Here is a 26,557-nt window from a genome sequence, read left to right as displayed (position 1 = left end):
AAGGAACGAGAATTTTTGGAGAGATGAGATGATTATCGACTGGTACCCGGGGCATATGAAAAAAGCCCGGGCTCAGATTATTGAAGTATTGCCGAGTATCGACCTGTTTATCGAGGTCCTCGATGCCCGTTTGCCTGACAGTAGCTCGAATCCGCTGCTGGAAAGGCTGCGTAAAGATAAGCCTTGTATAAAAGTGTTGAACAAAAGCGACCTGGCCGACCCGACCATCACCAAAGCCTGGGTGACGCATTTCGACAAGCAGCAGTCGGTGCGTGCGCTGCCGCTGGAGGCGACCGACCGGCGCAATGTCGGCCTGTTGCCAAAACTCTGCCGCAAACTGGTGCCGAACCGGGGTAACAAGGGGCAGAAACCACTGCGGGTGATGATTATCGGCATTCCGAATGTTGGCAAGTCGACCCTGATCAATACCCTGGCCGGGAAAAAAATTGCTCGTGTCGGCGACAAGCCGGCGATCACCACCTGCCCGCAGCAGATCGACTTGCGGAATGGTATCCTGCTGTCCGATACCCCGGGTTTACTCTGGCCAGTACTGGAAAATCAGGCTGGCGCTTGTCGCCTTGCTGCCAGCGGTGCGATTGGTGATAACGCTTTCGATACGACGGCGGTTGCTATGGAGACGGCTGCCTATCTCGCTGAGCGCTATCAGCCGCTACTGCAGAAGCGATACAAGTTGCAGGAGTTACCTGCCGGCTCAGTGGAGCTGCTGGAAGAGATTGGCCGCCGGCGTGGCTGTCTGGTCAGCGGCGGAGATGTCGACCTGCATCGTGCTGCCGAGCTGTTGCTACGCGAGCTGCGTAGCGGCAAGATCGGTCGCATCAGCCTGGAAAGACCGAGCGACATTGTTGTGGAAGCTGCACCTGACAAAGAAGAGGATTTATGAAAAACCGGGCCAAAAATAAAGATCTGTTCGTTGGCGAGATCTCCTTCGAGGCGGGTGAAGAGGATTTACGCAAATTGTTTGCCGTTTGCGGCGAGGTGAAAAGCGTCAAGCTGCTGACCGATCAGCGCAGCGGCAAGTTCACGGGGCGTGCCTTTGTTCGCATGGGCACCGATGCACAAGCGAAAGATGCCGTGCAGACCCTCGATGGCGCCCTGCTGATCGACCGCTGTATCCGCGTTTCTGCGGCCAAGGATAAGCCGGAGAAGACGCTTGAGCAGGAAGAAACCACAACGCGCAGGCGGTCGACAGGCCGGGGGCGCAGACGCTCTTGATCAGCTTTCTGGTTGAAACTGTCGCACGTACTCGTACATCACAACTGATGACGCCACTGACACGTTCAAACTTTGCACACTGCCATATTGCGGGATGCTCAATGACCTAATTGCGGGGAACTCTGCTGGTTCGAAGCTGCAGCCGAACTCCTCGTGGCCGAGGATAAAAGCACTCTTTTCCGGCAGTTGGCAGTTGCACAAACTCTCTTCTGCATCCGGCGCCAGTCTGAACAGCTGGTAGCCGTCCTCTCTTAACTGTTGATAGCAGCTTTCGAAATCATCATGGAATGTCGCCGGTACTTTGCGGAACGACCCTTTGGCGGGTGCGGGATCAAAGGGGCCGATATCGACAAGGTGGATTCCCGCTGCCCCGAAAGCTTCAGCGCTGCGAAAGATTTTCGGCACGTTAAAGCCAGGTTTGAGGTGGTCAAGCACCAAAAGAAATTGATGCTCCCCCGGCTTGGCCAGGACGTTCTTCTGACGCTCTTTCTGATAACGCAGCAACATATTGCGGACGTTGGTTTTTTTGCTCATGGCTTGCTCCTGAAAACTGCTGCACACCTTAACCGGTTGCCATGATCGAAGCAAGGATTCCGGAGTTTTTAAGAGGTTGGGAAGAAATATGAAAGAGTATTAAAAATATTGACAAGCATATATCTCAATATTTATATTTATTGGTATTCAGGAAGGGGGAAACTCATTTATAACTTTTCGAGGTTTAAGAGAATGTTGTCAGCGAAAAATAGACCCCTGAGTTTCAACACGCTTGTCTTCGGCAACGGTGAAACGGTTCTTCTGGTTGAGCGTGAAGAGAATTTGCGGCGACTCGGCAAGGACGTACTGGAAAAATTGAACTATCAAGTTGTAACTGCCTCGAGCCAACAGGAATTGTGCTGCCGCGAAGATGTGTTGCAGCAGATTGATCTCCTGATTCTGGATGGAGCGGCTCCAATCCGCGAGAGCAAAGAAATTGTTCAGCGGGTGCGTGAGTTTTATCCGCAGGCAAAGACCTTGTTTTCCAGTGTTCATGATACTCAGCTGGAAACCGAGTGTGGGCGCAAGATTGCCAGTGAGCGGATTATAAACAAGCCTTTCCTGATTGAAGATTTCAGTCAGATTGTCTATCGAACGTTACACTGAGGTGTAGCGGGAAAAGCCTCTCGAATTTCGAGAGGCTTTTTTATTTCTCGATCGCCCGCCAGGCAAAGTTCTTTGTTTTTCTACTGGTGATCTGTCTCCCCAATTTTTCTCTTTCTCCCCCTGCAGTTGTAGCTTCGCTGAATGATGCTTTAATTGTTGGAGAGCGAATCGTACTGGCAGATCATGTCGTGCCGCGACAGATCTTTATCGGAGTTTATTTGCTGCAAAAGAGGATAGGAGTCCCCATGCCACACCTGCAATTCGAATTTAACCGTAGCCTGACCGACAGTGATAAGATCGAGTTTGCCGAAGATGTTCGTCAGCTGTTTTCCGATGTGATGGACACCGGCACCGACCACATTAGCATATCGATCCGCGAGTATGGCACGTACAATCTGTCGATCGGCCGGGCCGACGAGCCGAAGAAGGGGATCGCGGTGGTCAATGCCGATATCCGCGAGGGACGGACAATGGAGCAGCGCCGCACCCTCTGCCTCGGTTTTATGGACCTGATCGAGGATCGCTGGAACCTTCCGAAAGAGCAGATGTACGTTACCCTGACGGAGCACAAGGGTGAGGATTTTCATCTGCTGGAAAGGTATCTGGCAAGCTGGCAGGAGGGAGAGGATCCGCTGGCGGATTGATTCGATGTCAATCCGCCGAGAGTGATTGACGGTAATCTTCCAGAATTTCAGCGTGGTCGAAGCAGAGCTTTGGCAGATCGTTTAGGCTGAACAGCTGCGCCTGTGCTGCATCGTCACCCCCGCACAACAGCCCTTCGCCGTCCGCGGTGAAAACCAGCGAGATGTTGTGTTGTCGCGGGTCACGAGCGGGGTCGGAATAAGCGCGAAACTGCTGCAGGTTTTTCAGTGTCAGGGCCGTTTCTTCTTTCGCTTCACGCACGGCGGCCTGCTCGAAGCTTTCACCGTAATCAACAAAACCACCGGGCAGCGCCCAGCCGAAGGGTTCGTTTTTCCGTTTGATCAGGACAATTTTGCCTTCCTGCCGGATGATGATATCAACAGTTGGAAAAGGATTGCGGTAGGCTTTAACAACGGTGTTGCAGTTGGGACATTTAAGGTTGTCGGCAGGCATATTTGCTCCTTTAACACTAGGATTGCACCGCCCAAAGGTTAATACACAAAAGCCGAAATAGAAACAGGCAAGTTATCGGCAGGAACATGTCTGGGAAATCTGTGTCGGACAATTCAGCCTGCTCTGCTAAAATGGCCTATCAGACCAAGATCTGGCGAAAGATCTTTGCGGAGGAGAGTCGATGCTTTACAGGAAAATGGGCAAATGTGGCGACGAAGTTTCGATCCTCGGATTCGGTTGCATGCGCCTGCCGATCATCGACGGTGACACCAGTAAGATCAACGACGAGCTGGCGATTCCGTTACTGCGCAACGCCATCGATGCCGGGGTCAATTATGTCGATACAGATTATCCTTACCACGGCAACGATATGACTGTGCCAGGGGAGTCGGAGCCTTTTGTTGGTCGGGCGCTCAAAGGCGGTTACCGTGAAAAGGTGAAGATTGCCACAAAACTACCGTCGTGGCTGATACAGAGTCATGACGATATGGAGCGGATTCTCGATCATCAGCTGGAGCGGCTGCAGACTGCCAGCATCGATTATTATCTGCTGCACGCGCTGAACAAAAATTTCTGGGCCAACCTGCAACAGCACAAGGTGCTCGATTTTCTCGACAAGGCGCTGGCCGATGGTAAAATCAAGCGGGCCGGGTTCTCCTATCACGAAAATCCGGAACAGTTTCAACCGATCGTCGATGCCTATGACTGGGATTTCTGTCAAATCCAGTACAACTATCTGGACGAAGAGACCCAGGCCGGAAAAGCAGGCTTGGAATACGCGGCGGAAAAAGGTCTGGGAATCGTCATCATGGAGCCGCTGCGGGGCGGTAACCTGGCGGGGAAATTGCCGGAAGAGGCTGAAGCCGTTTTTGCCGGGGCAGAGACCAAACGCAGTCACGCCGAATGGGCGCTGCGCTGGTTGTGGAACGATGCCCGTGTCACAACACTGCTTAGCGGTATGACCGAAGCATCGCAGGCGGAAGAAAATCTGAAAATTGCCGCTGAAGGCTACGCCGACTCGCTGACGGCAGATGAGCTGGCGCGGGTCGAGCAGGTGAAGGAGATCTACCGTAGCAAGCAGCGGGTGCCCTGCACCAAGTGCGGCTACTGCATGCCCTGCCCGGTCGGGGTCAATATCCCCGGCAACCTGTCCCTTTACAACGAATATCACAAGTTCGACAGCGACGGCAGCCGTCACCTGGCCCGGGCTTTGTTTAACATGACTCTGGAGCCCGGAGCACGTGCCGATCAATGTACCGAATGTGGCCAATGTCTGCAGCACTGCCCGCAAAACATTGCGATACCGGATGAGTTGAAGCGGGTGGCAGAGACTTTTACTCCACAACAGTAAAGAGGTCGTTTACTTATGAAAGGACTTATCCTTCGTTGGCTGATCCTGTCTGTTGCTATTATGATCTCCGCTCATCTTTTTGCGGGTATTCATGTTGATGGCTATGGAACAGCCCTGGTTTCCGCCTTGGTGTTGGGTTTTCTCAATGCCTTTTTTCGACCGATCCTGTTTATTCTGACCCTGCCGATCAATGTATTAACCCTCGGCTTGTTCACTTTTGTCATCAATGCCGTGCTGTTGCTGATGACTTCTGGAGTTATCGGAGGGCTCGTTGTTGATGGATTCGGCTACGCTTTGCTGGGATCATTGATTATCAGTCTTGTCAGCCTGCTGCTGAGTTCATTTATCAGCGATCGGGGCCGGGTTGAATCTCTCGATATCGAACTACGCCGTCGCCGCGGTGGACGTTGGGAATAGGTTTTGAATTTGAGGCCAATCCCAATGGCCGAAACTTTAATGCCAGCAACGCATCAAATCAGCAGATCTGTTTCAGTCATGAGGTCGCAGCCGATGACTAACGGTCATAAAGGACGCAAGCATGAAGCCATCATTTGAAAAACTTTCTCGCCCCGTCAGCCCGCAGTTGGACGACATTCTTGGCATCCCGTTCCCGGTTCTCGATGATGGTTTTGTGCGGGTTATTGACTATATGGGCAATGACAGTTCAGTTGTTCAGGCGGCCAGGGTCTCTTATGGTGCAGGAACCAAGAAGGTTTCAGAAGACCGCGGGCTCATCCGCTATCTGCTGAGAAACTTTCATACCACCCCTTTTGAGATGTGTACGATCAAGTTTCACTTGCGGGTGCCGATGGACGCATGGCGGCAATGGATCCGCCATCGGACCGCTTCAGTCAACGAATACAGCACCCGTTATTCACTCGCCATCGATCAGGCAGTACAAACCGGCGCTGATCAGTGGCGCAGTCAGTCGACCGACAACAAGCAGGGCAGCGGCGATTTTCTGCCTGTTGCAACCGGCGAAAAACTTACTGCTGCCGAACAAGAACTTTACCAGCACGCCCGCACTGTTTACCGTGATCGGATTGACGCCGGGGTTGCCCGCGAACAAGCCCGCAAAGATCTGCCGTTATCAACCTACACCGAAGCTTACTGGGAGATGGACCTGCACAACCTGCTGCATTTTCTTGCCCTGCGCATGGACCCGCACGCCCAGTTGGAGATCCGCCGATATGCCGAAGTTATCGGCAAGGAAATAGTCAGCAAGTGGGTGCCTGCAACCTGGGAGGCCTTTATGGACTACCGGATGGGGCAGATATCGCTGTCTCAGCAGGACCAGGACCTGCTCTCTCTTCTGATTGCCGGCAACCACGAAGGAGCTAAAAGCTGGTTGCTTGAAAGAGGTTGGATCGGCAAGAACAGCAAGCTCTCTCGGGAAGGGTCCGAGTTTGTGGCCAAGGTTGAAAAGCTTGGGATTGCAGAGCCGTTTAAGGGTTTTATTTAGGCCTGTTATTGGTGATCGTCTGGCATCGACACAGAGGTCCGGCCGCCAGCTGGATTTTTTGTTCGCTTGATTCGTTTCAGGACACACTGCGGCACCGGTTTGCCTGATTTGTCGTTCGGATCTTTAAAAAACGCGATATTTCTTGCATTTAACCCACAGCTCCGCTAATATCCACAAATCTCTGTGCCCATCGGTCGGCACTATGTACGTGCTCTCGGTAGTTTCTTTGCGATATTCCCCTGACACCATCTAAGAGTTTCCAGCCTACAGACCGTTCCTTTGTTTAACGCATCGGATGGGCCGGTTCCATTTTCGGAGTTTATATATTTCATGACGTTTAACGACCTCGGTCTTGCGACCGAACTGCTTCGTGCTGTGTCTGAACAGGGCTACAGCCAACCTACACCCATTCAAAGCCAGGCGATCCCGGTTGTCCTCAAAGGTGGCGATCTACTCGCTGGCGCCCAGACCGGCACCGGTAAAACTGCCGGTTTCACCCTGCCACTACTGCAACGATTACATGCGGCCCAACCGCAATCTGCTAAACGATCAGTGCGTGCCCTGGTCCTCACCCCGACCCGCGAACTTGCCGCCCAGGTGGGAGAGAGCATCAGTGCTTACGGCAAATTTCTGCCGCTGCGCTCGAGCGTAATTTTTGGCGGTGTCAGTATCCGCCCGCAGATCGACCGTCTGCGTCAAGGAATCGATGTCTTGGTCGCCACGCCGGGCCGACTGCTCGATCATGTCAACCAGAAAACCCTCGATTTGTCCCAGGTAGAAATACTGGTGCTGGATGAGGCGGATCGGATGCTCGATATGGGGTTCATTCGAGATATCCGCAAAATTCTGGCTCTGTTGCCAAAAAAACGGCAGAACCTACTGTTTTCGGCCACCTTCTCCAACGAGATCAAAAAACTTGCTGATAACTTGCTTAACGAGCCGGCCATGATCGAGGTCGCGCGACGCAATACTGCTGCCGAGGCGGTCACTCAGTCGATCCACCAGGTGGAGAAAAGTCGTAAGCGCGCCCTGCTCTCGCACCTGATCAGTAACAACAACTGGCAGCAGGTGCTGGTTTTTACGCGGACCAAGCACGGTGCCAACCGACTGGCCGGGCAGCTGGCGAAGGATGGTATCAGCAGCGCCGCGATTCACGGCAACAAAAGCCAGGGTGCACGCACTAAGGCCTTGGCCGATTTCAAAAAGAATGCTGTGCGGGTGCTGGTTGCCACCGACATCGCCGCGCGTGGCCTCGACATCGATCAACTCCCGCAGGTGGTCAATTTCGAGCTGCCGAATGTTCCCGAAGACTACGTCCATCGTATCGGCCGCACCGGACGTGCCGGCCGCGCGGGAGAAGCGGTTTCGCTGGTTTCAAGCGATGAGATGAAGTTGCTCAAGGATATTGAAAAACTTCTGAAGAGGAAACTGCCGAAGCTGACGGTGACGGGTTTTGAGCCGGCAGCCAATGTCGCTGCTGAACCGGCTCAGACAAAGAGACCACACCCGCCAGGAAAACCCCGTAGAAATAACCGCAACCATGGCAATGCCAAGGCGGCTGCGAATCGTCGTGACGAAGATCCGCGCAGAAGGCGTAGCGGGAGCAGGAAATCCAGCGGGAGAGAGTCTTAACGTTTCTCAGTGTTAAAGATCAAAAATCGCCTGCAAACATCTGCGAAAGGTGTTTGCAGGCTTAACTCTTCTGCCGGGCCAGTTTGTTCCCCGCCAGTTCTGCTTGCTGCAGGACAGCGCTCTCCTGCTTGATGCTGCCGGCCTCGAAACAACGAAGTGCAGCAACCGAATCGAGCAACTCCAGCCCGATATCGCGAGAAAAATCACTCAACAGTGTCAGGGTCGTGCCCATCATGGCTTCTTCATGCTGTTCACAGACCGCCGCAGTCACGCATACTTTTCCGCTGTTTTGATACTTGCCGATCCACTGCTGACGGGTCTTGGGAAACTGGATCAAACTATAGCAGCGGTCGAGGAAGCGCTTCATGTCTGAAGTCACCGTGTACCAGTAGGTTGGCGAACCGAAGACAATGCCATCTGCATGATCCAGCTTTGCGATAATCTCGGCAAAGTCATCCTTGATGACGCAATCCCAAGATTTACTGCAGCCCTCGCAACCAGTGCAGGCTTCGATGCGATAATCGCCGAGAAAGATCTGTTCCGTTTCGATGCCAGCCGTTGCTGCCGGTTTTAAAATGGTTTCCAGCAAAATCCTGGTATTGCCTTTTTTTCTGCGGCTGCCATTGAGGGCAATAATTTTCATGTAGACCTCTGCCGGAATTTAATCCTGAAAACAAACGGCCGGTGGAGATCCCACCGGCCGTTTAGTGACAATGCTGCTTGGGCTACTTGGCTGCCTTGCGAGCAGCCTCCAGCCAGCCATTCCAGGTTTCCTGATTTTTGGCGATCCACTCTTTGACGTGGCGATCGATATCTTCTTTCGATTTTTCACCATTTTCCATCCTGGTGTTCTGCTCGCTAATGTCGGCCAGCGGCAGGGTGAAAACTTCGAAGAATTTCTTCGCAGCCGGGTTGTTCTCCAAGAAGCGCTTGTTGGCGACAATGCGGATATCGGCGGCAATAAAGCCGAGCTTGACCGGATCGGTCACTGCGCCAACGACACCACTGGCAGTCAGGCGATCAGCCTGTGCTTTTTGAGCTTCGGTCGGCTTGATTTCCGGAACGTTCATCCAGAGAACATCCTCGCCCGGCTTGAGTTTGAAGATGGTCCAGTTTGGCGCCCAGGTATAGAAGAAGACCGGTTTGCCGGATTGGTAGCGACCGAGGGCATCGGCCATACTGGCGGAGTAACCGGCTTTGATCAGGTTGATGTGATCTTCGAGGCCATAAGCCTCCATGTGGAAGCCGATAGTTTTCTCACAACCCCAGCCCGGAGGGCAGGCGGTCAAATCGGCCTTGCCGTCACCGTTGGCGTCAAAGGCTTTTTTGACTTCCGGCCGCTTGAAATCATCCAGCGATTTGATGTTGTATTGCTCGACTTCTTTTTTCGATACCAGATAACCTTGCAGGCCGCCGGCCTTGGCGACGTAGCCGACCAGTTCCATCCGTTTTTCATGGTTCTTCGGCATCTGCGCATAATGAATCGGGAACCAGCCGTTGGTCCAGTAATCGAGATCGCCCAGGGCGACAGATTGGTAGAAGAGCGGGTTCTGCAGTTCCTTCGGATCTTCAACCTCGTAGCCCAACTCTTTTAAACCGGTGCGGACCAGGGCCTCCTGGAAGTAGCCGGTGTTCCAGGTTGCGCGGCCCGGCTTGACTTCGACCCCCTTGCCCGGCTTGTGGCCATCTGCAAATGCGGGAACCGCAAGGCAGAGCATCATTGCCAATATAATCAGACGTTTCATCGATTTCTCCTTTTCATGGAATGGGTGATTAAAATTTATTTCTGCCCGAAACTCTGGGTGATTCGATCAAGCATCATGGCAAGCATGACGATCGCCAGACCGCCGATAGTTGCCAAACCAATTTCTAGTGTGTTCAGCCCCTGCACGACCGGGTTGCCGAGTCCGCCGGCACCAATCAATGCTGCGATAACGACCATCGACAGGGCCATCATCAACGTCTGGTTGAGGCCGGCCATGATAGAGGGCAGCGCCAGCGGGAACTGGACTTTTCGCAGCACCTGCCAATCGGTGGCACCGAAAGAGAGAGCCGCCTCGATCAGTTCCGGGTGGACCTGACGGATGCCGAGGCTGGTCAGTCGCACAATCGGCGGCAGAGCAAAGACGATCGTTGCCAGAATCCCCGAAACAGTGCCGATGCTGAACAGCATGACCACCGGCACCAGGTAGACAAAAGGCGGGATGGTCTGCATGGCATCGAGCGCTGGTCGCAGGAATATTTCGAAGCGATCACTGCGTCCGGCCATAATGCCGAGTGGGATGCCCGCTAAAGCGCAGAAAAAGACCGAACTGACCACCATCGCCAAGGTGACCATAGTATCTTCCCAAAGTCCCAAGTAGCCGACCAGTAAAAGTGTGATAAGGGTAAAGGCTGCTACTCCCTTGCCGGCGTAGCGCCAGGCAACGGCGATAAAAAACAGAATAATCACCAGCGGCGGCAGTGACGTGAAAACCCACTCAAAACCATTCAGACAGAGCTCGATTGGAGCTTTGATCGCCTGAAAAATATCCCGGTGGTTGTAAACCAGCCAGTCGACCAAGTCCTGAACCCATTCGTCCAGAGGGATCAGTTTTTCTTTAAAGCTGAAAAAGTTCATTACTGAGCTCCGTTCGTGGCGGGTTCCATATCCGCGGGTTCATCACTTTGGTTGCGATGCAGGGTTTTCAGAAACAGGTTTTTCGAAATGGCGCCCAGATACCTGCCATCATCGTCGAGGATTGGCAGTGGCCAGGGGTGTGCTGCCACTTTTGGCAGAATGTCCTGCAGAGAATCATCTTTATGCGCGGCCACGACCTCTTCGAGGTAGGCGTTCGGGATCAGGTGAGGAACGTTGTCATTTTCAAGCATGTCACGCAGGGAGTCGGTCGAAACAACACCTTTAAAGGTTTTTTCGCTGTCGAGCACATAGGCGTAATCGCGATCGTTCTTTACCAGTCGCTGCAGGCCTGCCCGCGGGTTTTTGCCGTCGGTGATCGGGATTGTGACCTGGGTTTGCGTGGCGATGTCGCCGGCAGTGAGAATGTTGGTCGGATCGACGCCGCGGAAGAACGCGCGGACATAATCGTCGGCCGGGTTCTGTAAAATTTCTTCCGGCGTGCCGACCTGGACCACTCTGCCGCCTTCCATGATGGCGATCCGGTCGCCGATGCGCATCGCCTCATCCAGATCGTGGGAAATGAAGACGATGGTCCGCTTCGCTTTCGCCTGTAGCTTCAGCAGTTCGTCCTGCATCTCGGTGCGGATCAGCGGATCGAGGGCGGAGAAGGCTTCATCCATCAGCAGAATGTCGGGATCGACCGCCAGCCCGCGGGCTAGTCCGACTCGCTGCTGCATGCCACCCGACAGCTCGTCCGGCATGCTCTCAGCCCAGGCCTCCAGACCGACTTGCTCAAGTGCTTGCAAGGCGCGCTGCTCACGGGTTTGTTTGTCGACTCCGTCCATCTCCAGGCCGAAAGCCGCATTCTGCAGCACGGTCATGTGCGGCATCAGAGCGAAAGATTGGAACACCATACTCAATTTAGCGCGTCGTACTTTGACCAGCTGATCATCATTCATGGCAACAATATCTTCGCCGTCGATCAGCACTTGGCCAGAGGTCGGTTCGATCAGCCGGTTGAGCATCCGCACCATGGTCGACTTGCCGGAACCGGAGAGGCCCATGATGACGAAAATCTCGCCTTTGAAAATCTCGAAACTGGCGTCCTGCACGCCGACCGTGGTTTCGGTTTTTTCAAAAATTGCCTCTTTGTCCAGCCCTTGTTTAAGCAGGGCCATGGCCTTTTTCGGCTGTGGGCCGAATATTTTGTATAGATTTTTGACTTCGATCTTGACTGGCTCAGTCATAAATTCCTCTTTAACTTCAATGACTTATCAGGAATGTTTCAGTTGGATTTATGGTGTTGGTAAAGACCTGATAAGAAAGTAACAACACCAAGGAGCACAGCCGAGAGCGAGCGGAAGAGGGGTGGAGGTCTGCAATCAGCAGCGTCCCTGAAAATAAATATTAAGTTTTATAACGGACAGAGCGACCCGCGACCCGGTAATGCGGGAACCACAGAACCAAGCGCAACTCTGATTGGAAAGAAGATCTGCGAAGCATCACACGGGGCGATGTTCTTAACGATCTTCTTGCGGGACAAGGTCGGAACACCCTGGCGGGGTGCCGCCTAGCCCTATGACCATAAACGAGGATGGATGGAGATGTCAAATGAGGAGATGGTAAAAGGGAAGAGATTGAGAGAACGCCCACAAAATTGTTTGTGGGCGTTCTCTACAGATGATTACAATGCTTTCTGGAGGATTTTCCGGGCAACATCGGGGGTGATGTCGCCGTGCTCCGACAGCTTGACCATACCGTGTTTCTCCAGGTTCTGGATGATTCGTTCGATACCGGCCTCATTGATGCTGTGGTCGGACAGCCGGGTTTTGATGCCGAGGCTGTGGAAAAACTCTTCCGTTCTGGCGATAGCGGCGTCGATCTTTTCATCCTCGGACCCTTCCGCGATATTCCAGACCCGTTCGGCGTACTGCAGCAGCTTCTCCCGTTTCTGCTCACGTCGCATGCGCCACATCGCCGGGGTGACGACGGCCAGCGTCTGCGCATGATCGACATGGAACAGTGCGGTGATCTCGTGGCCGATCATGTGGATGCTCCAGTCCTGAGGCACGCCGGCACCGATCAAGCCGTTCAACGCCATGGTCGCGCACCAGACCAGGTTGGCACGGGCATCGTAGTCGGTCGGGTTGTCGACGGTGGTTTTGCCGATCTCGATCAGGGTCTGCAGGATCCCTTCAGCAGTGCGATCCTGAAAACGCCCCTCCGCCGGGTAGGTGATGTACTGCTCCACCGTATGCACAAAAGTGTCGACCACGCCGTTGGCCACCTGGATTTTCGGCAGGGTGTAGGTTAATTCCGGATCGAGGATGGAGAACTTCGGGAAGGTCAGTGGACTCATCACCGGCATCTTGTCCTCGCCTCGGCTGACAACTGCTCCCATATTCATTTCCGAACCGGTCGCCGGCATTGTGACAACGGTTCCGAGCGGAAGGGCGCGTTTTACCGGAACCGGGCCGAAACCGAAACCGAGGATTTTTTCTTCTTCTCCCTTGAATTCATCGGCGACCGTTGCAATGGCGATAAACTTGGTGCCGTCCATCACCGAGCCACCGCCGACGGCGAGCAGGAAGTCGACCTCTTCCGCGCGGGCGATTTCGACTGCTTTCATCAGGGTTTCGAATTTCGGGTTCGGCTCGATGCCGCCGAACTCGATGACTTCGCGTGGTGACTTGGCCAGTTCGGTTTTGACTTTGTCGAGTACGCCATTTTTGATGACGCTACCGCCGCCGTAGGTGATCAGCACCTTGGAGTTCTGCGGTATCTGGCTGTCGAGCTGTTTCATCTGGCCCTTGCCGAAGATAATGCTGGTCGGGTTGTGAAAATTGAAGTTCTGCATCTCGCTTATCCTTTCACTTGGTGTATGGGCTGTTTTGATAGTTTAGAGTATAGGCAGGCGAAAGCCGGTTGCAAATATTGAATCCTGTCAAAGAATTGCCTATTCCTGCTTGAAGATGCCTTTTTAAATCTAAATATGGTAGATTTCTTGTCGAATCATCTCTTTTGATACAAAAAGGAATCTGCGATGAGTGAACTTGGAAAATTGCTGCAGCAGCTCACACCGAGGGACGGCTTTACTGAAACTAGGCTGGCCGGAGTCCGCCTGTTCAAAGCCTCGCGGCCGATTCCTCGTTGCCCGCTGATTTACGATCCCGGTATCTGCATTGTTGTCTCCGGCAAAAAAATTGGCTACTTGGGCGGTAAGTCCTTTCCCTACAATGCCGACAACTACCTGGTCACCTCGGTGACCATGCCGTTCGAGTGCGAAACCCAGGCGTCGCCGGAGAACCCGGTACTGGGTATTTATATCGATATCGACCTGCCGCTGTTGCATGAACTGATCGCCCAGCTGGGGCAGGATCACGAGGTGACGGTGCGCAGTGATAACGTCCTGCCGCGGGCCATCGGGCCGGCGCTGCTGGAACCGGAAATGAGTGCAGCTGTTGGCCGTTTGCTGAAAGCACTGCAGAGCGAAACTGAAGCGAAGATTCTTGGCCCCGGATTGCGCAAAGAGATCCTGTTTCGCGCCCTGCAGGGGCAGCAGTCCCCGGTACTGTACGCGTTGGCCTCCCACAGTGGCAACTTTGCCCGTGTCGCTCGTGCTTTGCAATTGATCCAAAAAGATTTTGCTGAAAACCTTGATGTCGATCGCCTGGCGCAGCAGGCGCACATGAGCCCTTCCGCGTTCCACCGCGCATTTAAAGAGGTGACCTCCGACTCGCCGCTGCAGTACTTGAAAAAGATCCGCTTGAGTAAAGCGCGCGATTTCATCGTACAGGATGGTTTGAAAGCCTACGTTGCCGCCGACCGGGTCGGCTACGAAAGCCCGTCGCAGTTTAGCCGAGAGTTTAAACGTTATTTCGGCCAGAGCCCGGCAGAGATGATGCGGGAACTGCGGATCGCTTAAGAGCTTCCCTAATAAGCTTGACAATAGATAGCCTGCTATGTAATTTTCCATAGCAGGCTATCTATTTTGCGAGGTCGGACGATGGAAGACAGTAAAAATGACAATCTGGCTTACAAGCTTCACTACCTGAATCGTCTGCTGATGCTTCAGCTGAATGACCAGATCAAGCCGGAAGGTGTGTCCCAAGGGCAGCTGCCGGTGCTTTGCTGTCTGCATGATCTGGAAGGTCAGACCCAGGCCGAGCTCTGTACCCGGATCCAGGTGGAGCAGCCGACTATGGCGAATACACTGCGGCGGATGGAGCGGGATGGGTTGATCCGGCGGATTCCCTGCGAGCAGGACAAACGCCAGTCGCGGGTCTACCTGACTGATCGCATCAGGCCGACGGTGGAGGCGTTGCAGCAAAAGCGTGACGAGGTGATCGGTAAAATGACTGGTCGTATGTCGGTGAACGACATCTCAGATTTCCACCGGCTACTCGACAGTGCCCTGCTGGCACTGGAAACAAATAACGAAATTTAAGGAGATAAAGATGAAAAGCTTTGATGTTGTTGTTCTTGGCGGTGGCCCAGGCGGACTTACCGCGGGCATGATGTTGACCGCGATGGAAAAATCGGTCGCCCTGGTTCAGGCCGAGCATGACGATTTTGGCGGTGTCTGCCTCAACCGCGGTTGCATGCCGACCAAGGCCTTGCTCAAGGCTGCGACGGCTTATCGTTATGCCAGGCAGGGCGAGAAATACGGTCTCGATTTAAGTGCCGGTCCGGTCGATCTGAAACGTTTGCGGGCGGTCGCAGATGCTGACCTGGATAAGTTGAAGGGTATGATCCAGGGATCGATTGACCCGTCTCCGGTCACGATTTTCCGCGGTCTCGGCTCTTTCCAGTCGGAGCACGAAATTCTGATTACAAAAAATGACGGCAGCAGCGAAATCATTCGAGGTGAGCAGATTATTATCGCAACCGGTTCCGAATCGGTCGAGCTGCCGTTTGCCCCATTTGATGGAGAATATATCCTCTCCAGCGATCATATGCTGAAGAACACCGAGTTGCCGGAAAGGTTGTTGATTGTCGGTGGCGGCGCGATCGGTTGCGAGTTTGCTACCATGTATCACAGTTTCGGCAGTCAAGTGACCCTGGTTGAAGCCTTTGAAACCCTGTTGCCGCGTGAGGATGCTGAAGCCGGCAAAGCGTTGGCTGATGCTTTCGAAAACCAGGGGATCAGCGTCAAAACCGGAACCATGATCGAAGCCTTGCAGGTGGAAAACGGGCAGGTTGTGGTCAAATACAAGGGCAGCGAGACGACTGAGATCGTCGATAAAGTTCTGGTCGGTGTCGGTCGCAAACCGATGGTTGCGGGGCTCAATCTCGATGCGGCCGGGGTTGAAGTCGAAAAGGGTGCGATTAAAGTTTCTCCGGCGATGCAGACCAGCGTGCCGCATATCTTCGCCGTTGGAGATGTCACCGGGGGGCTGATGCTGGCCCATGCCGCCGAAAAGGCAGGCGCGATACTTGCCATGAATATGGCAAAAGGAGCTAACGCATCGCTTGATGAAGATGGCGTGCCGCGCGTGGTTTTCAGTTATCCGGAAGTCGCCGCCATCGGTGTCAGCGAAGTAAAAGCAGGGATGAAGAGCTTCACCATGTCGCCGGTTCCGAACGGGCGCTCGGTGGTCGACAAAGTGGCGCCGGCATTCGTCAAGCTGTTCGCCGAAGAAGAAAGCTCTGTCATCACCGGTGCCATCATAGTCGGTGAAGTAGCGACCGAGATGATTCACGAGCTGGCTTTGGCCGTGGATAACAGGCTGACGCTGGAACAGGTCGGCAACACCGTGCATGCGCATCCGACCCATTCGACCAACGTCGTCAAAGCGGTGCACCATTTCCAGTACCAGGCTTAAAGTGAAGGCAGGAAACGGGCGTGATTTTTACATCGCGCCCGTTTTTTAATACCAGGGTATTGATTTCTTATCGGAGCAGGCTTTATGCTGAAGTTAAATATTTCGATGTCGAAATAATTGGAGCGGAAAATGAGAAAACAACCCGAGAAATCGCAGCGCCAGGCCCTCAATCTATATGTCAAGTTGATGCGGGCCACCAACCGGGTCACAGGCGATATTCACCGGCATCTTGCGGCGGACAAGCTGACTCACAGCCAGTTTGCCGTGCTGGAAGCTCTCTACCATCTCGGCCCTTTGAGTCAGGGCGAATTGGGCGCAAAGATTTTGCGCAGCAACGCCAACCTGACCACCGTTGTTGACAGTCTGGAAAAAAAGGACCTGGTGCGGCGGATGCGAGCTCCGGAAGATCGGCGGCGGGTGACAGTAACATTGACCGATGCAGGCGAAAAACTGATCGGCAGGGTTTTTCCACGCCACGCCAAGATTGTTGAGCATGAATTCAGCGTATTGAGTGCGGATGAACAGGAACAGCTGGCGACGTTGCTGAAAAAACTGGGTAAAGGGAAATAATTTTTAAGTTATTATTTCGACGTCGAAACATTCTGCAGAAAAGGATAAGGATAATGACACAGGTACTGCACAAAGCGGAAACGCGAGGACTGGCAGACCACGGCTGGCTGCACAGTCGGCACAGCTTCAGTTTCTCTGACTACCAGGATCCGGAGCGGATGGGTTTCGGCCTGCTGCGGGTGATCAATGACGATATCGTCAAGCCGGGCATGGGGTTCGGTACTCATCCCCACGCCAACATGGAAATCATCTCGATTCCCTTGTCCGGCTCGTTGCGCCACCAGGACAGCATGGGCAACAAGCATGTCGTTTCAGCCGGTGAGGTGCAGGTGATGTCGGCCGGTAGCGGCGTCACTCACTCGGAATACAACAACTCCGAGCAGGACGATGTTAATTTTCTGCAGATCTGGATTTTTTCCAAAGAGCAGGATATCGCTCCGCGCTATGGTCAGCAGCGCTTTGACCCCCAGCAGCGGGTCAATCGCTTTCAAACATTGGCCTCCCCGGAAAAGGGGATGGACACGATCTGGATCAACCAGAACGCATGGCTGTCATTGGCTAAACAGGGCCCCGGCAGCGAGCTGGTCTACTCAAAGCAGCTAGAGACGAACGGGGTCTATTTCTTTGTCCTTTCCGGAGCTCCGACCATTGCCGGGCGACAATTGGCAGAGCGGGATGGACTTGGGCTTGTCGAAGGTGGCGAGTTTTTGATTAAGGCCGACGATGCTGCGGAAATACTGGCGATTGAAGTGCCGCTGAAAAGCTAACAGAAACAGGAGGAAACGATGAACGTTCTTGGAATCAATGGTAGTTTGCGAAAAGACTCAACCAACATGGGGTTGCTTCGTTATGCCCAGGATAACGCGCCTGAAGGGATGGAAATCGACATTGCCGATCTGACAGAAGTGCCTTTTTACAACTCCGATATCGCGGAAAAACCGGCGGCAGTTGAAACGTTATTGCAACAGCTTGAGCAGGCCGATGCGCTGTTGCTGGCCTGTCCCGAATACAATTATTCACTGGCACCGGCATTGAAGAATGCCCTCGACTGGGCATCGCGTGAACCGGACAACCACCTGCTGGCTGGCAAGCCGGTGGCGATCCTTGGTGCCGGCGGTGGGGTGGGGACCGCCCGAGCGCAGTATCACTTGCGGCAGGTCTGTGTCTACCTTGATTTGCATCCGCTGAATAAGCCGGAGGTTTTTGTCAATGCATTTGCCGGTACGTTCGATAACGCCGGGGCACTCACCAGTGAAGATATTATGCGCCAGGTTGAAGCGTTGCTGTCGGCACTTAAAAGCTGGACGGAAAAGGTAACAGAATAATCTGCTTCCGGTCGGGTCGTGGACGACCCGACCGGACAATTTTACCAAGGCAGTTCTTCACCATTGCTGTGCCAGAATGAGCCGCTGTTTTCCAGGTTGAGGTTGTCGATCAGCTTGATCAGGCCCTCGACCGATTCCTTCGTCGTGATCAGGCCGCCGAAATCGACCATGCGGGTTTTGACATAGCCGGGGTGCAACTGCGCCACGGCTATACCACGTGGTTGCAGATCGACCGCCAACGATTTGCCGAAAGCGTTGAGCGCCGCTTTCGAGGCGCGGTAGCCGTAACGGCCGCCGGAATCGTTGTCGGCGATGGAGCCCATGCGGCTGGTGATGTTGGCGATCTTGCTGCCTGCTTGCAGGTTCGGCAGCAGCGCTTCGCTGATGCGCAACGGTGCGTAGGCGTTGATCTCCATCTGCAGGCGGATGGAATCGTAGTCGATGGAACCGAGCACTTCATCCTGCAGCAGGCCTGCGTTGTTGATCAGCAGGTCGATGCTTTGCCCGCTGAGGCTCGCCACCAGTTTGTCGACATCTTCTTTACTGGTGACATCAATGTTGCTGATAACCTGCTCGGCTGCGGCATCGAGCTCGGCAGAACTTTCTCTGCAGACTCCGGTCACTTTCCATTTTTCAGCGTGGTAGTGCTGGGCCAATTCCAGACCGATACCCCGGTTGGCACCGGTAATGACGACATGTTTCATCTATTTTTTCTCCTTTTTGTTATGGATAATTAGCTTCAGCATAGCGTCTTTTCGATCATGGGAAAACCAATCACACAATTTTAACACTTCGCAAATATTCTTCAGAAAATGTATACCGCCCCAGCTATTGTTTTACCCTGACCAAATCGGTTAAACTTACGCTTTTGCGAGATTCGAAAGGTGGTTGCATTGAAGCCGTTACTGATAACCATGGGTGATCCGGCCGGGGTTGGGCCGGAATTGATTATCAAAGCTTTGCTGGCCGGTGAGCTGGATCGTTTCGAGCGACCACTGCAGGTGGTGGGAGATGCCGCCGTACTGCAGCGGGCAGCAAAAGTTTTCGACTGTGAAGCCGAGTTGGAGCAGCATTCGCACCAGGATTGGACGCTGACCTGCGGAGAACGCAGTCTGCCGGTGGTCAATCTTTCTTACCTGGATGAAGAAAAGGTTGAGTTCGGCTGCCCCAAACTACCCTGTGGGCGGGCAATGGCCGATTACATAGAGTGGGCGGTGGCGCGTTGCCTGGTCGGCTTGGCGGCCGGGATGGTGACCTGCCCGATCAACAAGGCGATCATCAACCAGGCCGGGGTACACTTCCCCGGGCACACCGAGCTGCTGGCCGAGCGCTGCGGGGTGGAAAAGGTGGTGATGATGCTGGCCGGTGAAAAGCTGAAAGTGTCGCTGGTGACCACTCACCTTGGTCTCAGGGATGTGTCGCGGGTTTTGAATACGGCGGAAATTCTGCAGACGATTCACATTACCGACCAGAGTCTGCGCAACCAGTTCGGTATCGCCGATCCCAAGCTGGCGGTGCTCTCTGTCAACCCGCATGCCGGGGAGAGCGGGCTGTTCGGCGACGAGGAGGAGCGGCTGATTGCTCCGGCCATTGAGCAGGCGCGCAGCTATGGCATCAACGCAAGTGGCCCGCACAGTGCTGACACCTTATTCCATTTCGCGGCCAAAGGGGAATACGATGCGGTCGTTTGCATGTATCATGATCAGGGGCTGATTCCGCTCAAGCTGCTGCATTTTGATGACGGCGTCAACGTTACCCTCGGTCTGCCGATTATCCGTACCAGCGTGGATCACGGCACCGCTTACGATCTGGCCGGAACCGGTAAAGCGAATACCGCCAGCCTGATTGCAGCGATCAAGATGGCGGAAGAGATGACCAAGTAAAAGTCCCCTCCCCCTTGAGGGGGGAGGGTTAGGGTGGGGGTGGCATAAGCGCCCCCCCCCCCCCCCCCCCCCCCCCCCGGGGGGGGGGGGGGGGGGGGGGGGGGGTGGCATAAGCGCCCCCTCCCCTTAATCCCCTCCCTCGAGGGGAGGGGAAAACGTTATGATCGACAAAATAAAAATCCGCGGTGCCCGCGAGCACAACCTGAAAAATATCGATATCGACATCCCGCGCGACGAACTGGTGGTCATTACCGGCGTCTCCGGCTCCGGCAAATCGACTCTCGCCTTCGACACCATTTACGCCGAGGGGCAGCGCCGTTACGTTGAAAGCCTGTCGGCCTATGCCCGCCAGTTCCTTGAGCAGATGGAGAAGCCGGATGTCGATCAGATCGACGGCCTCTCACCGGCGATCTCTATCGAACAGAAAACCACCTCGAAAAACCCCCGTTCCACCGTCGGTACCGTAACAGAAATCTACGATTACCTGCGCCTGCTCTACGCCCGCGTCGGCGAGATTCTCTGTCACCGTTGCGGCGAAAAGATCAGTTCGCAAACTGTTGAGCAGATGGTCGACCGGGTGATGCAGATGCCGGAGCGGACCAAGCTGCTGGTGATGGCGCCGATTGTGCGCGAACGTAAGGGCGAGTACCGCAAGGAGATGGCCGAGCTGCAAGCGGACGGTTTTGTCCGCATTCGTGTCGATGGAGAGATGCGCGAACTGGGTGAAGAGATCGAACTGGATAAAAAGAAAAAGCACACCCTTGAAGTCGTTGTCGACCGCTTGGTGATCAAAGATGGTATTCAGTCGCGGTTGGCTGATTCGATTGAAACCTCGCTGCGGCTGGCTGACGGGCTGGTGCGGATCGAGGTGCCGGATGGGGATAGTTACATTTTTTCCGCCAAGCACGCCTGTATTTCCTGCGGCCTCTCCTATCCCGATATCGAACCGCGCATGTTCTCCTTCAACAACCCGCACGGAGCCTGTCCTGACTGTAGCGGACTGGGAACGCGCAACTATTTCGACCCGGAGCAGGTGGTGCCGAACCCCGATCTCTGTCTGCGTGACGGTGCCATCGTCCCTTGGGATACCCGTACCGGCTATTATTACCAGGCACTGCTTGAAGCGCTGGCGATGCACTACGAGTTCGACATCCGCAAACCGTTCAACAAGCTGCCGAAAAAGCTGCAGGATATTATCCTCTACGGCTCCGGCGAAGAGAACGTGCGCTTCTTTTACGACCAGGGCGAGCGGCGGCATTTCTACGAAAAACCGTTCGAGGGGGTGATTACCAACCTGGAGCGGCGCTATCGCGAGACCGACTCTGACGGCGTGCGTGAGAACCTCGAACGTTTTATGAGCGTGATTCCCTGCCCGACCTGTGAAGGGGCGCGGCTGCGGCCGGAATCCCTTTACGTCATGGTGGCAGGGAAAAATATCCAGCAGACCTGCGCCATGTCGATTGCGGATGCGGAAAAATTCTTCACCGAACTGGAACTGCCGGGCAAGCAGGCGGAGATCGCCCGGCGGATTCTCAAGGAGATTCGCGAACGCCTTTCATTCCTGTCCCACGTTGGCCTCGGTTACCTGACCCTCGACCGTAGTTCCGGCACGTTGAGTGGTGGCGAAGGCCAGCGGATCCGGCTGGCGACCCAGATCGGCTCTTCGCTGATGGGCGTGCTCTATATCCTCGACGAACCCTCTATCGGTCTGCACCAACGGGACAACCAGCGCTTGCTGGCAACGTTGCGGAGGTTGCGCGATCTCGGCAACACGGTGTTGGTGGTGGAGCATGACGAGGAGACTATTGCCGCTGCCGATTATGTCATCGATATGGGGCCTGCCGCCGGTATGCACGGCGGTGAGGTGGTTGCCGCGGGCACGCCGGAAGAGGTGATGGCGGTCGAGGAGTCGTTGACCGGGCAGTACCTTTCCGGTAAGCGGCAGATCATGGTGCCGAGCGAGCGCCGGACAACCGAGCGCTGGCTGGAAATCCTTGGTGCACGGGCCAACAACCTGCAGGATGTCGACGTGAAAATCCCCCTCGGCGTACTCACCTGTTTCACCGGTGTTTCTGGCTCCGGCAAGTCTTCTCTGGTGATCGAGACCCTCTACAAAGCGCTCGCGCAGAAGCTGCACAAAAATCGCGAGAAAGCCGGACCGGTCAAGGGAATCAAGGGGCTGGAGCAGCTCGATAAGGTGATCGATATCGATCAGTCTCCCATCGGCCGCACCCCGCGCTCAAACCCGGCGACTTACACCGGTGTTTTTACCGACGTTCGTGAACTGTTCGCTCAACTGCCAGAGGCGAAGATCCGTGGTTACAAACCGGGCCGCTTCTCCTTCAACGTCAAAGGCGGACGCTGCGAGGCCTGTAGCGGTGACGGTATCATCAAGATTGAAATGCATTTCCTGCCTGATGTCTACGTTCAGTGTGAAGTCTGTAACGGGGCGCGCTACAATCGCGAAACCCTGGAAGTGAAATACAAGGGCAAGAGCATCGCCGATGTGCTCAACATGACCGTCAACCAGGCGAGCCGTTTCTTGGAGAATATCCCGAAGATCAGCGGCAAGCTGCAGACGATCCGTGATGTCGGTCTCGGCTATATCAAGCTGGGACAGAGCGCGACCACCCTGTCCGGTGGTGAGGCGCAACGGGTTAAACTAGCGCGCGAGCTGGGCAAACGGGCGACCGGCAAGACGATTTATATCCTCGATGAGCCGACCACCGGTCTGCATTTCGCCGATATCCACAAGCTGCTGGAAGTGCTCAACCGATTGGTCGAAACCGGCAACACGGTGGTGGTGATCGAACACAACCTCGATGTAATCAAGACCGCCGACTACGTCATCGATCTCGGCCCGGAAGGGGGTAGTGGTGGTGGCCGCGTCATAGCGGCTGGGACCCCGGAGGATGTGGCGCAGGTTGAAGGTTCCTACACCGGTGAGTTTTTACGCCAATACCTGACGTGATCTGGAAGGTCCGGTCCAAGGCTACTCGGGCCGGGCTGCCAGCTTTTCTTTGACCTCGAGCATCTCCTGCTCGGTTAGCGCCTTGTAGCCTCGCGGAAATGGCCATCCATAACCCCAGCGGAACGAGGTTGGCAAGTGAGGTGTGCCGCCGACCCGGACGCCTGCCAGCATCAGCTTGGCTATTTCCGGCTGGCCGACCTTGGTGACGCATTTTTTCAGCTTTTCATCCGCGATTTCTCTTTGCTCCTCGGTTCCTCCCGCCCAATAAGCCTTGTCATGTTCCACGCAGCACTCCAGCCACAGGTTCTGCTGTGCGATGGTACCGTCTGGAAATGAGCTGCAACCATCGGAGGTGAAAGGTTTCAACTCGCCGGCGATGGCGCTGGAGCTGATCATCGTTAGGACTATTATGGTGACAAGGCTCTTCATTCTCTGCTCTTTCTCAGGGGCTGTTCCAATCAAGCTTAGCATGAAAGCTTGCTCCTCTGCCCCGATATCTTTTTCCCATCTGTTCAAAAAATGAATACTTAATATGCAATTTATGTTTATCAGTTTTGTTTCGATGTGAACTTGCAATATTCGCTTTTAATGGAAAGCTCTTTTTTTTCAGTGGTTTGTGTCGATTCGTTCAGTCTGGCATGGCTCCTGCGATGTTGTTTGCAAACATCAAAAAAGGAGAAAATCATGAAAGCAATCAAGCGTTGGACAACCGGAATTTTTTCACGAGTCGATTGGGCCGTCAGCCAGATCGAAAACCAGGAAGCGCTGATCAACAGCACCCTGAAAGAATCGCGCGAGGCGGTCGCCAAGGCCAAGGTTCGGTTGGGTCGCCTCCGCCAGGATGGCAACAAACTCCGCCAGCGGCTGCAGAACGAAGAGCAGAACGTTGAGCGTTGGCGCGAACGGGCGGCACAGGTGGCAAAAGCCGACGAAGCACGGGCGATTGACTGTTTGCGCCGCGGCAGACAGGCAGAGCAACTGCGGAGTCAACTGCAGAAACGGGTCAGGGAGCATGAGCAGGTTGAGGCACAGCTGGGCAAAGAAGTCGCTGGCATGGAGGAGCAACTGGCCGAATTGGTGGAAAAGCGCAACATGATGCGTTCCCGGCAGTCCTGTGCCGAAGCGCTGTCGAGCATTCAGGTCGGCAGCACCGACATCGGCAACGAAGTAGACGATATCTTCGATCGCTGGGAGATCCGGATTACCGAAAAAGAACTCAGCAGCGAGTGCGCGATCAATATCGACCCGCTGGAAGAGTCTTTTGCCAGCGAAGAGATAGAAGCGGAACTCCGCGAAGAATTACAGCAGCTGATCGATACGCAGAACTAGACACCGGCTGAGACAGGAGGCAGTTATGAACAACCAGAGCGGACCAGATTTTATTTTTGAAGTTGAAGACGAAAAGGCCAAGCCGCAGGATACTTTTCGCCTGACCGATACCAAGACCATTTCGCGTATTTTGCGCAGCCTCGGTGCTATTATTATTGTCGCTTCGGCATCGACCTTTCTTTTTCAGCACTGGACACCGGGCAGCGACCTGCAGCGCTTTCTGCTGCTGCTCGGCTTTACTGCCATCCTGTCGCTGGGCGGTCTGTTCTGCGGTCTGCGCCTGCAGGAGAGCAAAGGGGCCAGAACCCTGCTCGGCCTGACCCTGGCGGTTACGCCGATCAACTTCTCTATCATGGGCGCTCTCCTCTTCTCCCAATTTTCCTGGGATGGCTCCTTTGCACAACTTCCGGGATATGCGACCTGGGTTGCATCCAGCCCCGGCATGGCCCTGTTGATGGCGTTAGGTGGAATTGCCGTGCTGGCCCCGCTGGGACATTTCTCTTTCATGACCCTTGGTCACAACCGGGCCAAGCTGCTTTCAGTGACCTTTCTGATAAGCAACCTGACGTTGCTGCTGCCGACCCGACAGCCGAATGCAATCGCTGCAGTTTTTATGTTGCTGATCGCGGCTCTGACCTTCAACGAAATCAGTGCTTTCCGAAAAGAGACTTCTTTGCGCACATTTGAAGGCATTCTTTCGCGTACCGCTCTGTGGATTCCTGCAGCTATTCTGATCGGCCGTGGTTGCTACTTCTACACGCCAAACCAGTTGTTCGTCTCTGCCATATTGATTGCTGTTGCGGCCCTCTTTTTCGTCATTCTGCCACAGTTCACCGGCCGTGCCTCCTGGCAGAGAGCTTCGCAGATTTTTGGCGCCATTGTCGCCAGCGTTGCCTGGCTGAACCTGGCGGAGCTGCTTGATCGCAGCTGGCGCATCGGATCAGATTGGGAACTGCTGCTGGCAATTATGCCGATTTCCGGGATCCTCTATCTTCTCTCCAGATTTTCCCTCTGCAGCGGGCGCAACTACCGGCGTGCCGCAGCTATTGTCGCCATCCTCGGCGGCAGCGCGAACCTGCTGTTCCACTCCGGTCTGCAAGCGGCACTTTTCTGCCTTTTGATTTCGATCAGCGTGCTGGTCTACGGCTATCTCTGTGAGCAGAAAATCATCTTTTTCAGTGGGGCTCTCGGGACTCTGTTCGGTTTGGGCTACCAGGTAAAAGCTGCCCTGCACCATTTCTCGCTGGCCGGCTGGAGCAGTCTGATGGTCATCGGTGTGGCGATAATTATTTCGGCGTCCTTCCTCGAGCGCAACGGCGGTCGGCTGCGCGCAAGGGTGCAGCATGTTCGTACCCGCCTCAACCAATGGGAACGGTAAACGCAATAATTAAATTTCCCGGGAGCAGGATATGTGCTCCCGGGGGTGAAAAAACAGAAGCTCTTGCTCCCACCCCGCTGACGCAAAAACTGCACATCAGTGGCAAAAAGTGTCGCAAAAATAACTCCTTAAGTTTATGTGAAGACAGGTCGATAAGCATTTAGATTCTTATTTTGAGTAATTTATCCTGCTGATATTACACCGCTTGTCCTTCACTTTTCGCAGTCAGACCGCGTAAGCTCGAGCGGCGGCACAGGCATTGCACAAATAGATCTGCCGGCAAGTCGGTTCGTAAAGGAGAACTTAAATGAAAAGTAAACTGCTAACCCTTATCGTATTGTGCGCGTTTCTCTGCGCCTGTGCCCCCCATCAGGCACTGATCCAATCAGAACCGCCCGGAGCTGTCGTAACTATTGATGGTAAAGAAATCGGGGAAACCCCGGTTCGCTACGATTACGCTCTGAGCAGTGGAAGTCAGCATCAGGTGACCATTTCGCAGCAAGGTTACGAACAGGTCGATCTGACCATCAAGGCTGACAAAACTGATTCCGGCGCTATGAAGCGCTGGTTGGCGGCGGGCGTGGTCTGGAGCCCCCTCTGGCTCGGGACCCTGTTCACCAAAAAGCTGAAAGAAAGTTATCTGTTCGTCATGAAACGCAGCAGCCCGCAGATGACAGCGAAACTCGATGTAGAGCCATAAATCGTTCTTCTCGTCATCTGCCAGATTTGCCGGCAAAAAAGAA

General features: G+C 54.4%; 28 protein-coding genes. 19 read left to right on the top strand and 9 right to left on the bottom strand.

Going from position 1 to position 26,557, the window contains the following annotated elements; genetic code table 11:
• Positions 1-28: 28 nt before the first annotated feature.
• Both ylqF and BUB13_RS11110 read left to right on the top strand, forming a co-directional pair.
• Positions 29-901, top strand: coding sequence for a ribosome biogenesis GTPase YlqF (gene ylqF, locus BUB13_RS11115; RefSeq protein WP_072908827.1), 873 nt, complete (start codon positions 29-31; stop codon positions 899-901).
• Positions 898-1,233 (top strand): RNA recognition motif domain-containing protein, encoded by a 336-nt coding sequence (locus tag BUB13_RS11110; protein ID WP_072908826.1) that lies wholly within the window; start codon positions 898-900, stop codon positions 1,231-1,233. Before ylqF ends, BUB13_RS11110 begins: the two co-directional genes overlap by 4 nt.
• Here the strand turns inward: BUB13_RS11110 and BUB13_RS11105 are convergent, their stop codons facing one another.
• Positions 1,234-1,767, bottom strand: coding sequence for a TrmH family RNA methyltransferase (locus tag BUB13_RS11105; protein WP_072908825.1), 534 nt, complete (start codon positions 1,765-1,767; stop codon positions 1,234-1,236). It lies immediately after the preceding gene.
• 192 nt (positions 1,768-1,959) lie between these two features.
• Between BUB13_RS11105 and BUB13_RS11100 the strand changes: the two genes are divergently transcribed.
• Positions 1,960-2,373: a response regulator gene (locus tag BUB13_RS11100; RefSeq protein ID WP_072908824.1), complete on the top strand. Its 414-nt coding sequence runs from the start codon at positions 1,960-1,962 to the stop codon at positions 2,371-2,373.
• A gap of 245 nt (positions 2,374-2,618) precedes the next feature.
• Entirely contained in the window at positions 2,619-3,017 is a 399-nt protein-coding gene (locus BUB13_RS11095) for a tautomerase family protein (RefSeq protein ID WP_072908823.1), read from the top strand.
• A 7-nt stretch (positions 3,018-3,024) separates the two neighbouring features.
• On the opposite strand, the gene BUB13_RS11090 is transcribed toward BUB13_RS11095, so the two are convergent.
• Entirely contained in the window at positions 3,025-3,468 is a 444-nt protein-coding gene (locus tag BUB13_RS11090; protein ID WP_072908822.1) for an NUDIX domain-containing protein, read from the bottom strand.
• Between the two features lie 181 nt (positions 3,469-3,649).
• Between BUB13_RS11090 and BUB13_RS11085 the strand changes: the two genes are divergently transcribed.
• From BUB13_RS11085 to BUB13_RS11070, 4 genes are all read left to right on the top strand, one after another.
• Positions 3,650-4,819 (top strand): aldo/keto reductase, encoded by a 1,170-nt coding sequence (locus tag BUB13_RS11085; protein WP_072908821.1) that lies wholly within the window; start codon positions 3,650-3,652, stop codon positions 4,817-4,819.
• A gap of 15 nt (positions 4,820-4,834) precedes the next feature.
• Entirely contained in the window at positions 4,835-5,236 is a 402-nt protein-coding gene (locus BUB13_RS11080) for a phage holin family protein (RefSeq protein ID WP_072908820.1), read from the top strand.
• Positions 5,237-5,357: 121 nt separating this feature from the next.
• Complete coding sequence (gene thyX / locus BUB13_RS11075; protein WP_072908819.1) at positions 5,358-6,281, top strand: FAD-dependent thymidylate synthase; 924 nt, start codon at positions 5,358-5,360, stop codon at positions 6,279-6,281.
• 330 nt (positions 6,282-6,611) lie between these two features.
• On the top strand, positions 6,612-7,913 hold the full coding sequence (locus tag BUB13_RS11070; protein WP_072908818.1) for a DEAD/DEAH box helicase: 1,302 nt from the start codon (positions 6,612-6,614) through the stop codon (positions 7,911-7,913).
• Positions 7,914-7,974: 61 nt separating this feature from the next.
• Here BUB13_RS11070 and BUB13_RS11065 read toward each other — a convergent pair whose 3' ends face one another.
• The 5 genes from BUB13_RS11065 to BUB13_RS11045 all read right to left on the bottom strand — a co-directional run bounded on the left by BUB13_RS11065 (position 7,975) and on the right by BUB13_RS11045 (position 13,390).
• Positions 7,975-8,556, bottom strand: coding sequence for a flavodoxin family protein (locus BUB13_RS11065; RefSeq protein WP_072908817.1), 582 nt, complete (start codon positions 8,554-8,556; stop codon positions 7,975-7,977).
• A gap of 82 nt (positions 8,557-8,638) precedes the next feature.
• Positions 8,639-9,658, bottom strand: coding sequence for a glycine betaine/L-proline ABC transporter substrate-binding protein ProX (gene proX / locus BUB13_RS11060; protein ID WP_072908816.1), 1,020 nt, complete (start codon positions 9,656-9,658; stop codon positions 8,639-8,641).
• A 35-nt stretch (positions 9,659-9,693) separates the two neighbouring features.
• Entirely contained in the window at positions 9,694-10,533 is an 840-nt protein-coding gene (locus BUB13_RS11055; protein ID WP_072908815.1) for an ABC transporter permease, read from the bottom strand.
• Complete coding sequence (gene proV / locus BUB13_RS11050; RefSeq protein ID WP_072908814.1) at positions 10,533-11,780, bottom strand: glycine betaine/L-proline ABC transporter ATP-binding protein ProV; 1,248 nt, start codon at positions 11,778-11,780, stop codon at positions 10,533-10,535. Before proV ends, BUB13_RS11055 begins: the two co-directional genes overlap by 1 nt.
• Before the next feature lie 437 nt (positions 11,781-12,217).
• On the bottom strand, positions 12,218-13,390 hold the full coding sequence (locus tag BUB13_RS11045; RefSeq protein ID WP_072908813.1) for an iron-containing alcohol dehydrogenase: 1,173 nt from the start codon (positions 13,388-13,390) through the stop codon (positions 12,218-12,220).
• 186 nt (positions 13,391-13,576) lie between these two features.
• Here BUB13_RS11045 and BUB13_RS11040 point away from each other — a divergent pair, with 186 nt between their 5' ends.
• The 6 genes from BUB13_RS11040 (at position 13,577) to BUB13_RS11015 (ending at position 18,253) form a co-directional block, all read left to right on the top strand.
• The gene (locus BUB13_RS11040; protein ID WP_072908812.1) at positions 13,577-14,458 is read left to right on the top strand and encodes an AraC family transcriptional regulator; all 882 of its coding nucleotides are present in this window, start codon (positions 13,577-13,579) and stop codon (positions 14,456-14,458) included.
• Between the two features lie 81 nt (positions 14,459-14,539).
• Complete coding sequence (locus BUB13_RS11035) at positions 14,540-14,980, top strand: MarR family winged helix-turn-helix transcriptional regulator (protein ID WP_072908811.1); 441 nt, start codon at positions 14,540-14,542, stop codon at positions 14,978-14,980.
• 10 nt (positions 14,981-14,990) lie between these two features.
• The gene (locus tag BUB13_RS11030) at positions 14,991-16,358 is read left to right on the top strand and encodes a dihydrolipoyl dehydrogenase family protein (protein ID WP_072908810.1); all 1,368 of its coding nucleotides are present in this window, start codon (positions 14,991-14,993) and stop codon (positions 16,356-16,358) included.
• 129 nt (positions 16,359-16,487) lie between these two features.
• Positions 16,488-16,928 (top strand): MarR family winged helix-turn-helix transcriptional regulator, encoded by a 441-nt coding sequence (locus BUB13_RS11025; protein WP_072908809.1) that lies wholly within the window; start codon positions 16,488-16,490, stop codon positions 16,926-16,928.
• A gap of 53 nt (positions 16,929-16,981) precedes the next feature.
• Positions 16,982-17,695: a pirin family protein gene (locus BUB13_RS11020; protein WP_072908808.1), complete on the top strand. Its 714-nt coding sequence runs from the start codon at positions 16,982-16,984 to the stop codon at positions 17,693-17,695.
• Between the two features lie 18 nt (positions 17,696-17,713).
• The gene (locus tag BUB13_RS11015; RefSeq protein WP_072908807.1) at positions 17,714-18,253 is read left to right on the top strand and encodes an NADPH-dependent FMN reductase; all 540 of its coding nucleotides are present in this window, start codon (positions 17,714-17,716) and stop codon (positions 18,251-18,253) included.
• A 41-nt stretch (positions 18,254-18,294) separates the two neighbouring features.
• On the opposite strand, the gene BUB13_RS11010 is transcribed toward BUB13_RS11015, so the two are convergent.
• Positions 18,295-18,957 (bottom strand): SDR family oxidoreductase, encoded by a 663-nt coding sequence (locus BUB13_RS11010; RefSeq protein ID WP_072908806.1) that lies wholly within the window; start codon positions 18,955-18,957, stop codon positions 18,295-18,297.
• Positions 18,958-19,137: 180 nt separating this feature from the next.
• Here BUB13_RS11010 and pdxA point away from each other — a divergent pair, with 180 nt between their 5' ends.
• Both pdxA and uvrA read left to right on the top strand, forming a co-directional pair.
• Positions 19,138-20,136, top strand: coding sequence for a 4-hydroxythreonine-4-phosphate dehydrogenase PdxA (gene pdxA / locus BUB13_RS11005; protein WP_167366814.1), 999 nt, complete (start codon positions 19,138-19,140; stop codon positions 20,134-20,136).
• Between the two features lie 160 nt (positions 20,137-20,296).
• Positions 20,297-23,107: an excinuclease ABC subunit UvrA gene (gene uvrA / locus BUB13_RS11000; RefSeq protein ID WP_072908804.1), complete on the top strand. Its 2,811-nt coding sequence runs from the start codon at positions 20,297-20,299 to the stop codon at positions 23,105-23,107.
• A gap of 21 nt (positions 23,108-23,128) precedes the next feature.
• On the opposite strand, the gene BUB13_RS10995 is transcribed toward uvrA, so the two are convergent.
• A complete protein-coding gene (locus tag BUB13_RS10995) occupies positions 23,129-23,536 on the bottom strand; it encodes a hypothetical protein (RefSeq protein ID WP_072908803.1) in 408 nt (135 codons plus the stop codon).
• A gap of 255 nt (positions 23,537-23,791) precedes the next feature.
• On the opposite strand from BUB13_RS10995, the gene BUB13_RS10990 reads away from it, so the two are divergent.
• The 3 genes from BUB13_RS10990 to BUB13_RS10980 all read left to right on the top strand — a co-directional run bounded on the left by BUB13_RS10990 (position 23,792) and on the right by BUB13_RS10980 (position 26,514).
• A complete protein-coding gene (locus BUB13_RS10990) occupies positions 23,792-24,436 on the top strand; it encodes a PspA/IM30 family protein (RefSeq protein WP_072908802.1) in 645 nt (214 codons plus the stop codon).
• Between the two features lie 25 nt (positions 24,437-24,461).
• Positions 24,462-25,814, top strand: a complete 1,353-nt coding sequence (locus tag BUB13_RS10985) for a hypothetical protein (RefSeq protein WP_072908801.1) — start codon at positions 24,462-24,464, stop codon at positions 25,812-25,814.
• 307 nt (positions 25,815-26,121) lie between these two features.
• Entirely contained in the window at positions 26,122-26,514 is a 393-nt protein-coding gene (locus BUB13_RS10980) for a PEGA domain-containing protein (protein WP_072908800.1), read from the top strand.
• Positions 26,515-26,557: the final 43 nt, after the last annotated feature.

The organism is Malonomonas rubra DSM 5091, from assembly GCF_900142125.1.
Taxonomy (GTDB): Bacteria; Desulfobacterota; Desulfuromonadia; order Desulfuromonadales; family Geopsychrobacteraceae; genus Malonomonas; species Malonomonas rubra.
The sequence above is the reverse complement of the archived record's forward strand: the minus strand, read 5'-3'. Positions and strand labels throughout refer to the sequence as shown.